15 protein-coding genes are annotated in these 13,235 nt (G+C 43.9%); 11 read left to right on the top strand and 4 right to left on the bottom strand.

Translation table 11 applies throughout. The features are described from left to right. Positions 1–163 precede the first annotated feature (163 nt). From OPS28_RS08585 to OPS28_RS08570, 4 genes are all read left to right on the top strand, one after another. A complete protein-coding gene (locus OPS28_RS08585; protein WP_265609045.1) occupies positions 164–400 on the top strand; it encodes a DUF3303 domain-containing protein in 237 nt (78 codons plus the stop codon). Between the two features lie 147 nt (positions 401–547). Beyond that, complete coding sequence (locus OPS28_RS08580) at positions 548–712, top strand: hypothetical protein (RefSeq protein ID WP_265609044.1); 165 nt, start codon at positions 548–550, stop codon at positions 710–712. Between the two features lie 337 nt (positions 713–1,049). Beyond that, positions 1,050–1,268, top strand: coding sequence for a hypothetical protein (locus OPS28_RS08575; RefSeq protein ID WP_265609043.1), 219 nt, complete (start codon positions 1,050–1,052; stop codon positions 1,266–1,268). Between the two features lie 162 nt (positions 1,269–1,430). Beyond that, positions 1,431–1,952: a hypothetical protein gene (locus OPS28_RS08570; protein WP_265609042.1), complete on the top strand. Its 522-nt coding sequence runs from the start codon at positions 1,431–1,433 to the stop codon at positions 1,950–1,952. Between the two features lie 229 nt (positions 1,953–2,181). Here OPS28_RS08570 and mutH read toward each other — a convergent pair whose 3' ends face one another. Continuing rightward, the gene (mutH, locus tag OPS28_RS08565) at positions 2,182–2,856 is read right to left on the bottom strand and encodes a DNA mismatch repair endonuclease MutH (protein WP_265609041.1); all 675 of its coding nucleotides are present in this window, start codon (positions 2,854–2,856) and stop codon (positions 2,182–2,184) included. A gap of 105 nt (positions 2,857–2,961) precedes the next feature. Between mutH and rppH the strand changes: the two genes are divergently transcribed. From rppH to OPS28_RS08530, 7 genes are all read left to right on the top strand, one after another. After that, entirely contained in the window at positions 2,962–3,492 is a 531-nt protein-coding gene (gene rppH / locus OPS28_RS08560; RefSeq protein ID WP_265609040.1) for an RNA pyrophosphohydrolase, read from the top strand. Between the two features lie 51 nt (positions 3,493–3,543). Beyond that, positions 3,544–5,832 (top strand): phosphoenolpyruvate--protein phosphotransferase, encoded by a 2,289-nt coding sequence (ptsP, locus tag OPS28_RS08555; protein ID WP_265609148.1) that lies wholly within the window; start codon positions 3,544–3,546, stop codon positions 5,830–5,832. Positions 5,833–5,896: 64 nt separating this feature from the next. Further along, on the top strand, positions 5,897–6,703 hold the full coding sequence (locus OPS28_RS08550; protein WP_265609039.1) for a sulfite exporter TauE/SafE family protein: 807 nt from the start codon (positions 5,897–5,899) through the stop codon (positions 6,701–6,703). A gap of 3 nt (positions 6,704–6,706) precedes the next feature. Beyond that, positions 6,707–7,522: a prolipoprotein diacylglyceryl transferase gene (gene lgt, locus OPS28_RS08545; protein ID WP_265609038.1), complete on the top strand. Its 816-nt coding sequence runs from the start codon at positions 6,707–6,709 to the stop codon at positions 7,520–7,522. A gap of 2 nt (positions 7,523–7,524) precedes the next feature. Continuing rightward, on the top strand, positions 7,525–8,358 hold the full coding sequence (locus OPS28_RS08540; protein ID WP_265609037.1) for a thymidylate synthase: 834 nt from the start codon (positions 7,525–7,527) through the stop codon (positions 8,356–8,358). Positions 8,359–8,385: 27 nt separating this feature from the next. Next, the gene (locus OPS28_RS08535) at positions 8,386–9,408 is read left to right on the top strand and encodes a response regulator (RefSeq protein WP_265609036.1); all 1,023 of its coding nucleotides are present in this window, start codon (positions 8,386–8,388) and stop codon (positions 9,406–9,408) included. Next, complete coding sequence (locus OPS28_RS08530) at positions 9,405–10,364, top strand: sensor domain-containing diguanylate cyclase (protein ID WP_265609035.1); 960 nt, start codon at positions 9,405–9,407, stop codon at positions 10,362–10,364. The genes OPS28_RS08535 and OPS28_RS08530 overlap by 4 nt, the downstream gene beginning before the upstream one ends. A 4-nt stretch (positions 10,365–10,368) precedes the next feature. Here the strand turns inward: OPS28_RS08530 and OPS28_RS08525 are convergent, their stop codons facing one another. The 3 genes from OPS28_RS08525 to OPS28_RS08515 form a co-directional block, all read right to left on the bottom strand. Next, positions 10,369–11,718 carry an AmpG family muropeptide MFS transporter gene (locus tag OPS28_RS08525; protein WP_265609034.1) on the bottom strand — a complete coding sequence of 450 codons (1,350 nt, stop codon included), beginning with the start codon at positions 11,716–11,718 and terminating at the stop codon, positions 10,369–10,371. A gap of 75 nt (positions 11,719–11,793) precedes the next feature. Continuing rightward, positions 11,794–12,117 (bottom strand): hypothetical protein, encoded by a 324-nt coding sequence (locus tag OPS28_RS08520; protein ID WP_265609033.1) that lies wholly within the window; start codon positions 12,115–12,117, stop codon positions 11,794–11,796. 160 nt (positions 12,118–12,277) lie between these two features. Next, positions 12,278–13,120, bottom strand: coding sequence for a DUF3530 family protein (locus tag OPS28_RS08515; protein WP_265609032.1), 843 nt, complete (start codon positions 13,118–13,120; stop codon positions 12,278–12,280). Positions 13,121–13,235 lie beyond the last annotated feature (115 nt).

The raw sequence follows: 13,235 nt of genomic DNA, 5'->3' as shown, positions 1-13,235 counted from the left end.
AGTCGTTGCAATACGATGGCATTGAACGAATACAATAATTATCTTAGCTATGTTTATCGCTATTTCTTTTCAAGTTCAGGGTAAAACTTCTGTAACAGGCAGTAGAATTATTGGATTCGAAGAAGAGTATGCAAAGTTACCAGTTTTTAAATAAGGAAATGTTTTGAAAAAATATATGGTTGTGGAGAATTTTAAAGAAGGGTTGATGGAAGAAAATTACAGAGTGTACAACGAAAAAGGGAGGCAGTTCCCCGACGGTTTATACTATTTGAACTCGTGGGTAAATACTGAGAAGAACATTTGTTTTCAACTCATGGAGTCAAATGACGAAAAGTTATTTGATCAATGGTTCAAAAAATGGGAACGATTTGTCGATTTCGAGCTTTTCCCATTAGATTAATGGAGCTTATTTACACATAAAGCGCTGAAGCTACCTTCAATAATTATAGTTCTGAGGGTGAAGATAACATAGCGTCTCCTTCGTTTATTTACGATACCTTCATTAGCAGGGGCGACTAACGACGACGCAATCAAAGGAAAAAAGTGTATGAAGTCTATTTATCGTTACATTTTTACTTTCGTACTATTGCTGGCTGCCATATCTTCATATAGTTTTGGTAATCAAACAGGTATGTTTATATTCGTTGCATTGGGCTTCATCTTAGAGGGCGCCTTCTGGTTTGGATTATTTCCGTTAAAGCGAAATAAGTAAGTATTTTCGTATTGGCTGTTGCAGGTGGATAACAAAGGGAAGGCAGCGTTCTTCGTAAGCGCTACAGCCAATGGATTATGACCTCAGAAGCTAAGTTTGGACTGGTGACGCAGGCAGTTAAGTAACTTCAAAATAGGACGTCATCTTGGCAGACAGTTTGAGGAGGTCGTATTACACAACATCTAAAAGCATGGCAGTTGCAAGTGCGCCCGGTATGGCTGCTGGCTAATTTAATAGCGTTTGACCTCAGTTATCGCTTAGGCTTAAATACATTGGCATCGCACAGTGGGTGGAATGCTTTGATGTGTAAACGGCATATTATAAAAGGAATTTTAGTTTGACTATCAATGCGACATTATTAGGCCTAATCATCGTAGTTCTGGCGTGTGTCATGGCAGGCCTGGGTTATTATTTGGGTAAACGGAAAACGCAAACTCCTGGTATTACCGCAGTGATCGCATTTGTTACCGCATTTATTCCGCCGGTTGCTCTTATATTTCTCATCGTCTTAGTGTTTAAAAGCGATATTCCTAAAGCTAGCAGTCATCCGACGTAAAATGACATATAGCAACATTCGAAAACCTAATTAGCTGCCCCCAGCCAACAAAGAGCATTCCTTGCAGCGAATTTGCTGCTAGGAGTGGTTCCAATATGCGAACGTTTGAATTCAATTTAACAGGCGAACTTATAACGTATTTAAAAGGAGTTTTGTAAACGTGTGAAAGTTGTAAAATCACTTATTTTGGCCATGGTTTTGACGGTGATAGCGTTAGTGTTTTTCCACGAGAAAATTATTTCCAGTGTGCTGTTACCCCAGTATATCCAATGGGCATATGAAACGGATGAGAAAGGGGGAGAAACAGGTATTCCACTCAATCAAAAGCAACTGAAGCTAGCCTTTGAAGTGGGCCTTCAACATCCGGAAAAAGTAAGGTTGGTATACGTAGACCAAGTTCCCTTTCCTCGGGAAAACTTTGCGCTAAAAACGCTTGGCTTTATTGGTGAAGGTATAACCAATGATGCGCAAGCGTTTGGCTATTCGATTTATATTCGAAATGGTTATGAATTAAATAGGCCGAAACTTGCACATGAGTTAGTTCACGTGCGGCAAATCGAAAAAGCCAGTCTTGACAGCGTAATTACTCAACACTTTTCAGATTTAGCTACATACGGATACGAAAACGCCCCGTTAGAAGTCGAAGCGTATGAAGCGAATAAAAAATATAGTCTCGATTGGTAAGTTGACATTAACCTGGCTCACTTTTATGTTCGCCATAAGTATACCATTTAGGGCTAAAACCAGGTGCAGAATTGCTAGCCTTCACCTGGTAAGGTGTAGCCGTCCGAGCTGTTCTCTCGTCTCTATTTCATGCTATGTAAGGTTAAGCGGGTTTATAAAAATCCATTGCATTACTTCTATACCCGATACACACGTAATTCGTGGCTTTAAAAAAGGGTTGTAAACGCATCTATGAAAACGCTTCTAGCAAAATCTGACGGGTGAATTCTTTGCGTAGATAAAATCCACGGGGGCGCGTTTTGATTTTCTCCCCCTCAGGACCAAAAGCCTCGGTCAATACACTGCCATCGGCCGCTTTTGGGCGCAATTGCATAACTATTCCATGCCGTGCCGTTATTCTTTCCACTTCTCCCAGTATAATCATTTCGGTAATTTCTTCCCAGTCATGCTTAAGGGCCGCATCCTGTTCTGGGGTGGGCTTCCATAACACAGGCATAGCTATGCGTCGTTGAGCGACCGGAATTTGTCTTTCACCTTCAACCGGAACCCATAGCACCTGAGAAAGTTTATTACGCACATTGCAATTCTCCCACGTGGTTCCGGGAGGAATGAGTAATTGTGCATAACATGCGTAAGTTGTTTCGAGTGGTTCACCTGCTGAATTGATTGGGATGGTTTTTAATTCGATTCCTAGCTCAGGGAAGTCTTGGGTAGGTTTAGAGCCGGCGCTTGCTCCTAGCCAAGTTTCGATCAACTGACCCGTCCAGCCCTTATGACGCTTGAAGTCAGGCGGAATGTTAATCTTCGCTAGCGAGGCTAATTCACCTAATGACAGCCCAGCTATTTGTTGACACCGCGCCATCAAATCGTCGGTATTTGCGGGAGGTGTAGTAGGTGGATTCACAGATATATGGCCCTTTTTGCGCTAGAAAAATATTAATACTTTGAAAGGGCTATAGTTTATGGAAGAATGCAGAAATAGAAAAGTTTATCGTGCCCGGGAGTCTGAGTGATAGATGCCGATGGATTCCGTGCGAATGTGGGCATAGTGATTTGCAACAGAATCGGACAAGTATTTTGGGCAAGGCGTTATGGTCAGCATTCATGGCAGTTTCCACAAGGCGGAATTGATGAAGGGGAAACTGCAGAAGAAGCTATGTATCGGGAGTTGCACGAAGAGGTAGGGTTGAACCCTGAAGATGTCTCTGTGCAGGGGGTAACGCGAAATTGGTTGCGTTACAAGTTACCAAAACGTTTGATCAGGCAAGGAAGTAATCCAGTTTGTATTGGCCAGAAACAGAAATGGTTTTTACTGCAGCTGGAGTGCCCCGAGAAAGATGTGGATGTACTTAAAACAGGTCACCCTGAATTTGACGACTGGCGTTGGGTCAGTTATTGGTATCCCATCCGCAACGTGGTGTCATTTAAACGCGATGTATATAGACGGGTGATGAAGGAGTTCTGTCCTGTGGTGATGGCCCCAGGACGGGCTCAGGCTACTCATCACAAGCGATCCCGTAAAAAACGAAGAAGTGGATAAGTTATGTAGCCGTTAAGGCAACACAAGGTGGCAACAATGCAAAGCGGTAATATGCTTACAACACTCAAGCGAATCGTGCAGGAAATGATCCAAATTCCTGTGCTTGATGAAGCATTGTTTCGCCTGACTACACGGGTAAAAGAAACCACTGATGTGGACTCGTGTTCAATATATTTGGCCGACTACGAAAATCAGGAATTTGTACTAAAAGCCACAGACGGCCTTGCCCGTGATTCTGTTGACTTAGTACGAATAGGATTTTCTGAAGGACTCATCGGGTTGGTAGGGCAAAGGGAAGAGCCGTTAAATATCGAAAACGCGCCATCTCACCCCCGCTTCAAACACTATCCTGAAGTTAAAGAAGAAAATTATCACGCATTTTTAGGTACTCCTATCATTCATCAGCGGCGAGTGCTAGGCGTCATTACCATGCAACAAGGTGAGATGCGTCGCTTTAGTGAAGATGAGGAAGCATTTTTAGTCACGCTGGCCGCGCAGGTTGCACTGGAAATCACGAACGCAGATATTCGCGGGGCCTTAAGCAATACATCGGTAGACTCAGCGCCACGGCAAAAAAATGTGCGCGGTGTGGCGGGGTCTCCAGGACTTGCGGTAGGCAAAGGTTTTGCGTTTGATACTAAAGTAGATTTGCGCAATTGGGTGGCCAGAAAAGCGCGCGGCGATATTGACGAGATCAAAGCTTATCGCACTGGAGTAGAAGCGACACGCAAAGAAGTGGATTCCTTGTCCGACGGATTAGATGAAGGCATTCCGGACGATGTTAAATCAATATTTCAACTTTATCACCACTTATTAGATGCGAGCAGTCTAGGTAGAGAAGTCGAGGCAAAGATTCATCAAGGTTGGGATGCGGCGTCGTCACTGAAAATGGTGGTTGAAGATTATGCTGCCCGTTTTCAGAATATGGAAGACCCGTATATGCAAGAGCGGGCGATTGATATTATCGATTTATCAAACCGCATTCTGACCAACATTCTTATCACAGTAAAAGGCCATACACTCGAACGTAAGGTACCGCAAGAAGACAGCATTCTTATTGCGGTGGAAGTGTCTGCTTCTATGCTCGCTGAATTCCCTTCCCATTTTCTAAAAGGGATAGTGTCAGTGCGAGGCTCTAACAATTCCCATGCAGCAATTCTGGCCAGAGCGATGGGGGTCCCGGCGGTGATGGGATGTCAGAATGTTTCGCCTGGTTTACTCGATGAAAAAGAAATTCTGCTAGATGGTTATGCTGGGGAGGTTATCGTAGCGCCTTCGCCCGCCATTCGGGCTGAATTTCTACAGCTTATTCAAGAAGAACAGGTGCTGGCAGAGCGAATTGCAGAAGCAGAAGATAGGCCTGCTGAAAGTCCTGACGGTTGGCGAATGTCACTCTATATGAATGCAGGGCTGTCTACTGAGATTGAAATGGCAGGGAATTCACAAAGCACGGGTATCGGACTTTATCGCACAGAAATTCCTTTCATGATACGGGAGCGTTTTCCTTCTGAACAAGAGCAGGTGGCACTATACCGACAAATTCTTGAGTCTTCACCTACTCAACCTATCACCATGCGCACACTAGATGTGGGCGGCGACAAACCCTTACCTTATTTTCCCATTAGTGAAGAAAATCCTTTTTTAGGTTGGCGCGGCATTCGTTTGACACTAGACCATCCGGAGATTTTTTTAGTTCAGGTTCGGGCCATGCTGCGTGCCAGCCTTGGGCTGAATAATCTTCGAATTATGTTACCGATGATCACCTCCGTAGGGGAAGTTAAAGAAGCTAAGCGTCTCATTGACCAAGCATTCTACGAAATCGGCGACGAAATAAAAGGCCAGAAACTTGTCCTTACGAAGCCCCAAATCGGCATTATGCTGGAAGTACCTTCCGTACTCTATCAATTACCTCAATTGGCAAAGTGTGTCGATTTTTTCTCGGTTGGCAGCAACGACCTGACCCAATATCTATTGGCAGTGGATCGCAATAATTCGCGGGTGGCAAATTTATACAATAGCTATCACCCTGCCGTGTTAAGTGCCTTATACGATATCGTTAAGCAAGCCGATAATTTCCGTGTCCCGGTGACAGTCTGCGGAGAAATTGCTGGCGAGCCCGGGGGCGCAATTCTATTGATGGGAATGGGGTATCGCAATCTGAGCATGAATGCGTACAACCTAAGAAAAGTAAATTGGCTTATAAGGAATGTAACTTTGCAAGAAAGTAAGCGATTACTCTCCTGTGCGCTGACGTCCACCACCCACGAAGATGTTTTCCAACACATAAATGAGTTTTTAGAACAAAAAGGTTTAGGTGGATTGATCCGAGCCGGCGGATAAATCCCGCTCGTCAGGTCACCAATTTGTGGTAGGCTAAGCGCACATTTTTCAGATTGGAAGTTGCATGGATTCAACAGCCATAATATTTGTCAGTTGTTTGGTGATCGGGTTGATCGTGGGTTTTCTGGCTGGCATGTTTGGTATTGGTGGCGGTTTAATTATTGTACCCGCTCTTACCTACCTATTGATGAGTGTCATTGGGTTACCGCTTGAACTGGCAATGCCTATGGCGATAGCGACATCGTTGTCAGCCATCATTTTTACTGGCTATTCTTCAGCCCGTGCGCACTATAAGTTGGGAAACTTAAAACGCAACATTGTTATTTGGAGTGGTGTAGGTATTTCGTTTGGTGCCATTTTAGGGGCGCAGGTGGCTAGTAGTATTTCAGGCGCATTGTTGAAAAACGTATTTGCGGTGATGATGATATTGATTGCGTTACAAATGATATTCGGCAAACGTTCTACTTCATCTCACCAAGCTTCGCGCCTAACGTTGAGTTATATTGGTGCGGGGAGTGGCTTTTTCAGTGCATTAATGGGCATCGGTGGGGGAGTGTTGTTAGTACCAGCGTTAACCTGGTTTCAGGTGAACATGCGTCAAGCAATTGGTTGTGCCTCGTTTTGCGGTTTGGTGGTGGCGGTTTTTGGTACGATGAGCTTTATTGTTGCGGGTCTAGGATCACCCGATTTGCCTTCATTTACGCTTGGGTACGTGTACCTGCCAGCAACATTTGGTATTGTAGCTACATCTATTTTTACCGCTGGTGTAGGTGCACGCGTGGGCCAAAAAGTGGATACTGAATTATTAAAAAAGCTGCTGGCAGGGTTATTGATCTTAGTCAGCATTCGAATGATTGTAGGAATGAATTAAAACATGTCAGTAAGCAGTTATCTGGTATTTCCAAGCATAGATCCTGTAATTTTCAGCGTCGGGCCATTAAGTGTACGGTGGTACGGGCTAATGTACTTGATAGGCTTTGTCGCCGCCTACGTTTTGGCGCATAAACGGTTGGAGCGGACGCCGTGGAACAAAGACCAGCTTAGCGATCTGCTATTTTGGGGGTTCTTGGGTGTAATCTTAGGGGGCCGCATAGGATATGTTCTCTTCTATCAGTTTGGTTTGTTTTTAGAAGATCCTCTTTATTTATTTAAGATTTGGACCGGTGGAATGTCCTTTCACGGGGGGTTACTGGGGGTGATAGTTGCTATTGTTATCCAAGCAAGACGGATGAAAGCATCGCTTCTGCAAGTCGGCGATTTTGTTGCCCCATTAGTTCCAATCGGGCTAGGAGCCGGGCGCATTGGTAACTTTTTAAATGCCGAATTATGGGGACGTACTACTGACGTGCCTTGGGCTGTTATTTTTCCAGATGCTGGACCAGAGCCACGACATCCATCGCAGTTATACGAATTTGCACTGGAAGGGGTAGTATTATTCGCAATCCTTTGGATTTATTCAGCGAAACCCCGTCCGGTGGGCGCTGTAGGTGGATTATTTTTGCTCGGCTATGGCGTATTCCGTTTTATTATCGAGTTTTTCCGCGAACCGGATGCGCATATAGGATTGTATCAACTTGGGTTAAGCCAAGGGCAACTTCTTTGCTTGCCTATGATCTTAGCTGGCTTGTTCCTAATGTTCAGGGCGTACAAAAAAGGGGAATATCCACCCGCGGTAGAGCAGGCGAAGTAATTATGAAAGAGTATTTAGCGCTTATGCGCCATGTAAAAGAGCATGGTTTTAAAAAAGATGATCGGACGGGTACCGGGACCCTGAGCATTTTTGGGTACCAAATGCGCTTTAATCTGGCAGAGGGTTTTCCACTCGTCACCACTAAAAAGTGCCATCTCAAGTCAATTATTTATGAATTATTATGGTTTTTAAAAGGTGAAACCAATATTGCTTATTTGAAGGAAAATGGTGTTTCCATCTGGGACGAATGGGCTACCGATGAGGGGGAGCTTGGGCCGGTGTACGGTAAGCAATGGCGCAGCTGGGATACAAGTGATGGCAATAGTGTGGATCAGATCAAAGCGGTTATTGAGGAAATTAAGTCTAATCCAGATTCACGTCGATTAATCGTGAGTGCCTGGAACCCCGCCGTATTACCCGATACCCAGTATTCACCTAAAGAAAACGCTGCGATGGGCAAACAAGCGTTGCCGCCCTGCCATACTATGTTTCAGTTTTATGTATTAGATGGCAAATTGTCCTGCCAACTATACCAACGCAGCGGCGACGTTTTTCTTGGAGTGCCTTTCAATATCGCCAGCTATGCTTTATTGACTATGATGATTGCGCAGGTTTGTGATTTAAAATTAGGTGACTTTGTTCACACCTTGGGAGATGCTCATCTATATTTGAATCATCTTAGTCAAACCGAGGAGCAATTGAGTCGTGAACCTTTTGCTCGACCAAAAATGATATTAAATTCTGATGTAAAAGATATTTTTAGCTTTACGTATGATGACTTTACACTAACCGACTACCAGGCCCATCCCCCCATTAAGGCGCCAGTAGCGATATAATAATAATAAAAGGATCATGATAACGTTATGACTACGCCAATTCTAATATGTGATGACTCAGGGTTTGCGCGCAAGCAGATGGCGCGCTCAATCCCTGATGGTTGGGATGTAACTATCACTTATGCCGAAAATGGACAGGAGGCAATAGAATGTATCCGGCAAGGTAAAGGCGACATAATGTTTCTTGATCTAAATATGCCGATCATGGATGGTTATCAAACAATGGAAGCCATTCGCAAAGATGATTTACCCTGCCTCGTCATTGTAGTCTCGGGAGATGTGCAGCCAGAGGCTAGAGAACGTATGGTGTCGATGGGAGCATTGGATTTTATTCGCAAGCCTATTGATAACGCGAAATTAATGACGCTCTTAAAACAATATGGCATCTACGATGGGGAAGCGACCGCATCAAACCGCAGAGACGGCGCGAAGATAACCCGTGCCGCCACCCAAGATGAACGGCTAGATGCGTATCGGGAACTGGTTAACGTCGCGATGGGCCGCGCTGGTGAAAATCTGGCGAAATTACTTAATGAATTTATCGATCTGCCCATACCCAATGTAAATGTGATTGAATCGAATGAACTTCACATGGCCATAGCAGAAATCAATCATAGCGACAGTGTCTCGGCTGTATCGAAAGGGTTTGTAAGCGCAGGCATTAATGGGGAAGCGCTGGTAATTTTTAGCGATTCAAATACGTCAGATATGGTTAAGATGCTGAAATACGAGGATGAAGGGAATGAGCTGTTACAGCTGGAAGCCTTGATGGACGTATCCAATATCCTAATTGGCGCATGCCTGAATGCGTTGTCGACTCAGCTAAATGTGAGTTTTAGTCATAGCCATCCTATCTTATTGGGAAGGAATAGAGGATTGGACTCTTTGCTAAGTGATTCAATTTCTCGGTGGACGAAAATAATGGCAGTAGAAATCGCCTACTCGATCAAGAGTCGTGACATCAGCTTTGATTTATTATTACTGTTTCCTGATTGTTCAATGGAAAAAATCTACACTCGTCTGGTCGATATCACGGAGGATAATGCATGACTAATAGCGAATTAGCTCAGATGCACTGGCAGCACCATCTATTAAGTTCTATTGAAGTGGGAATAATTGTTCTTAACCACGATTTTGTTGTGGAAGTGTGGAACCAGTTTATGGAAAACCACTCAGATATTTTACCCAGTGGTATCTGTGGAACCTCATTATTTGAGCACTTTCCTGAAATAGACGAAAAATGGTTGCGAGCCAAAGCTGATCCAGTGTTTACTTTATCGTCGCCGGTATTTTTAATATGGGAGCAACGTCCATATTTGTTCAAGTTTGGCAGCAATCGACCCATTACATCTGACTCCGAGTTTATGTTTCAAAACGTTACTATGTTTCCGCTGACTTCACCTTCTGGAAATGTAGAAAAAATGTGTTTAATGATATACGACGTTACGGATCAAGCACTCAGTAAAAGGCGAGTTGAGCGTTTAAACGAAGAATTAAAAATTATGAGCCGAATTGATGGTTTAACAGGCCTATACAATAGACGCTATTGGCAGGAACGGTTTGACATGAAGTTTAAGTTGGCCAAACGTCGCGATAAGCCTGTTACTGCAATGATGCTCGACATCGACCATTTCAAAAAAGTTAATGATACCTATGGGCACCAGGCTGGCGATAGGGTGATTCAAGCTTTAGCGAATGTGATCAAATGTTCCGTCCGTGAAACGGATTTAGCGGGACGTTATGGGGGGGAAGAATTTGCAATCGTACTGACCGACACGGATGCAAAGAATGCGCACACCGTGGCAGAACGAATTCGCTCAGCAGCTGAGGCTACGACAGTTGCACACGACGGTAACAATATTTCATTTACTGTTAGCTTGGGATTATCGGAATACGGAGATCATTGCCAATCAGCGATGGAGTGGTTAGAGCTAGCTGACCAAGCGTTGTATGATGCAAAGGTCAGTGGTCGAAACCAGATCATCGCTAAAAACCTACCTGATTAACCCTCTATTTATTTACCAAAGGTTTGGCTTCGAGTCGTTGAATATCATGTTTTATGGTGCGTAAAAACAGTAAGCTTGGGATCACCATCAGCGCTGTTATAATAAAAAATAGACTCCAGTTACCATCAAGGCCGTCTACCACAAAGCCACTAGAAGAAGCTACCAAGGTTCTCCCCATTACGCTTAGTGAAGCCATTAACGCATATTGTGATGCGCTGAACGATCGATTACATAAAAGCGATATGAAGGCCACCATGGCCACGGTGCTCCACGCTGCTGTGAAACCATCAACAATAACGGTGGCGGCGAACAGCGTTTTATCAGGCCCCACTTGCGCTATCCAGGCAAACATCAGATTGCTGCTGGCCATAGCAATACCAGCGATCATTAACCCGCGATAAATACCATAACGAATATTAACCATACCACCGACTATTGAAAATACGATAGTTACCCACCAATTTAACAGTTTTGACAGCGTGCCAATGTCCGAGTTAGAAAAACCAATTTCCTTGTAAAAAACGATGCTCATGCGTCCTAAGAATGCTTCGCCAATTTTAAAAAGAAAAATAAATAGTAACAGTGAGAGCGCGAGCTTTACGCCGTTTCGATGAAAAAATTCGCGGAATGGTTCGATGATAGCAGAAAGTAACCAAGCCGTAATGCGCGATAGCATAGTGTTACCACTATGCTTGTTTAATTGTGCTTGGTAACGTCGTTCTGCCGCAGCTAACGTAGCAGTGTTATCCACTTTGGGTTCTTTTGCGAATAGGGTGGCTATTGAAAGTACTATCATTATGGCCGCCAGCACCACATACACTTCAGGCCAGTTCCAATCATTCAGGTCAGCCATGAAAAACGGTATTGCTCCTAATCCCCCATAACCAGTCCACCAGCCTGCGGTGGCCATAGATGAACCGGCTGAAAGCTTTTCTTTCTCATTTTCATCAATAATATCAATGCGGTAAGCATCAATAGCAATGTCTTGGGTGGCAGAGAAAATAGCGATAAAAAGACCGGTCAGTGCAATCAAAAACAGATCACTTTGCGCGCTGTGCAAAGACATTAAATAGCAACACCCTGCAACTGCTATTTGCATGGTGACTATCCAACCTCGTCGAAGACCCAGCCACGGCAGATGGACTTTATCTAAAAATACCGACCATAAAAAATTAACTGAATAAACCGCAAAAATAGCACCAAATAAACCTATAGAAGCCCTGGACAGCCCTTCGTCTTTTAACCAGGCAGATAATACAGAACCAATCATTACCCACGGAAACCCGCTGGAAATGCCAAATATAAACACACTAAGTAGGCGCCGGTCTAGAAATGCTCTGATAGATGCGTGCAAAAGTTGAAACTTATTTAAATAGCAATGACGCTATTGGATCATGAATTGATTCGGAGTGCAATAACCGGGCGGAGCTTATGGCCGTATGCCCACACAATCAAACGGACAAATACCTTTACCTTCGAGAAAAACGATACAGTTAGCTAATTCTTCGACCAGATAGTTATCGTGAGCTAACTTTTCTTCAGCCCAGAAATGAATTTGATGTAGTAGGTGCCAGAACACCCGTTCTTTTTGGGAGTAAGGTTGATCTAGTTGATAATCTACTTGTGACCACTCTTCCAACGTATCCCAAAAAAACAGTTCCAATTCAGCATGCGGCAGATCGCCCTGCCAGAAAGCTCGCAGGTAAAAACATAACTGTTTGGCTTTTTCGTCGATAAAAGAAATTACTTTCACAGTACAACCGTCTTATTCTAATTCGGGTTAAGTATAGTCTTTTCTGCTACTTTTTCCCGCTTTTGGCCCAAAGTTACACCAGGTACATGAATTTAATCAAAAAAAATTATTTTTGTGATCCTTTTTGAAGTATCAGATTAAAGCAGTAGGCTATCGGAATTTACCAACCGAGATAGCTCGTCCAACCATAAATTTCTTTACTCAAACGGGTAATTTGCGGCGATATTGATTCAGGGTAGGCGTACGACGAAAAATGGTCAGCATGAATAGAGCGCTGTCGGTAATGTAGCTTGAGCGCGTTGACTGCCTCCAATCTCCGTTGGCGATACGTTTTTGAGTCCCACAGATTACTTTGAATAAGGTTGATATCTAGTACTGGGAATTCAGTTTGAGCAAGTGATTCACCAATGGCGAGATTTTTACCTCTGTCTGGCCAAAAGGGGGAAATGACTACCATACTATCTGGGGAAGCAATTTGATTCTCGGCCGCGAGCTCGATGAGGTGGGCCGCTGTCATGCCCTGACTGACTACTATTTTAAACCCTTTATGAGTGGATGCGTGATTATATAAGGCATTAATCAGCAAGGATAGTTGTGTCTTGGTCTTATCGAAGTCATACCAAACCTGTTGACTAGAGCTGCGAGGATGGATCATTGTATTTTCAGAGCTTTCGGTTGCCACTAACGACACATCAAGCAAAGATGGTGCAATTAGTGTGTGCCAACCCCATTGGTTAAGTTGTTTAGCTAATTGTTGGGCGGCTGCAAGTCTGAGGCCCTGATAGCCCGCGTCCACTAGTAAAATGGCGACCCCTCTAGATAACGGGATAGCCGACTTTTGCGGGATGACCGACAACGTTAATTCACCGACCAAAATCTTTTCAAGCTCTTCTGCATGAAAGCGCCTCTCCAAATCCTCGGATAACGTACTTACCTGCGCCAATACCGTGAATGACAGCACAGATAACATTATACCTAAAATAGGAATACACACTTTTTTCATGCTTGACCTCTTACAACTTCGCTGCCCCTTAGTGTATCGACCTGAAATTAAAAAAGTTAAATATGAGTACTATACCTATTCACTCAGGAGTACAGTAGTTCATCGATAGAGCCAC

It is taken from the genome of Alteromonas sp. ASW11-130 (assembly GCF_026183735.1).
In the GTDB taxonomy this organism is placed as follows: Bacteria; Pseudomonadota; Gammaproteobacteria; order Enterobacterales; family Alteromonadaceae; genus Alteromonas.
The sequence above is the reverse complement of the archived record's forward strand: the minus strand, read 5'-3'. Positions and strand labels throughout refer to the sequence as shown.

Excerpts from the sequence above, each read along its gene's own strand:
- OPS28_RS08580 (WP_265609044.1), top strand. The coding sequence starts at position 548 with ATGAAGTCTATTTATCGTTACATTTTTACTTTCGTACTATTGCTGGCT.
- ptsP (WP_265609148.1), top strand. The coding sequence starts at position 3,544 with ATGCTTACAACACTCAAGCGAATCGTGCAGGAAATGATCCAAATTCCT.
- OPS28_RS08550 (WP_265609039.1), top strand. The coding sequence starts at position 5,897 with ATGGATTCAACAGCCATAATATTTGTCAGTTGTTTGGTGATCGGGTTG.
- lgt (WP_265609038.1), top strand. The coding sequence starts at position 6,707 with ATGTCAGTAAGCAGTTATCTGGTATTTCCAAGCATAGATCCTGTAATT.
- OPS28_RS08540 (WP_265609037.1), top strand. The coding sequence starts at position 7,525 with ATGAAAGAGTATTTAGCGCTTATGCGCCATGTAAAAGAGCATGGTTTT.
- OPS28_RS08535 (WP_265609036.1), top strand. The coding sequence starts at position 8,386 with ATGACTACGCCAATTCTAATATGTGATGACTCAGGGTTTGCGCGCAAG.
- OPS28_RS08530 (WP_265609035.1), top strand. The coding sequence starts at position 9,405 with ATGACTAATAGCGAATTAGCTCAGATGCACTGGCAGCACCATCTATTA.
- OPS28_RS08515 (WP_265609032.1), bottom strand. The coding sequence starts at position 13,120 with ATGAAAAAAGTGTGTATTCCTATTTTAGGTATAATGTTATCTGTGCTG.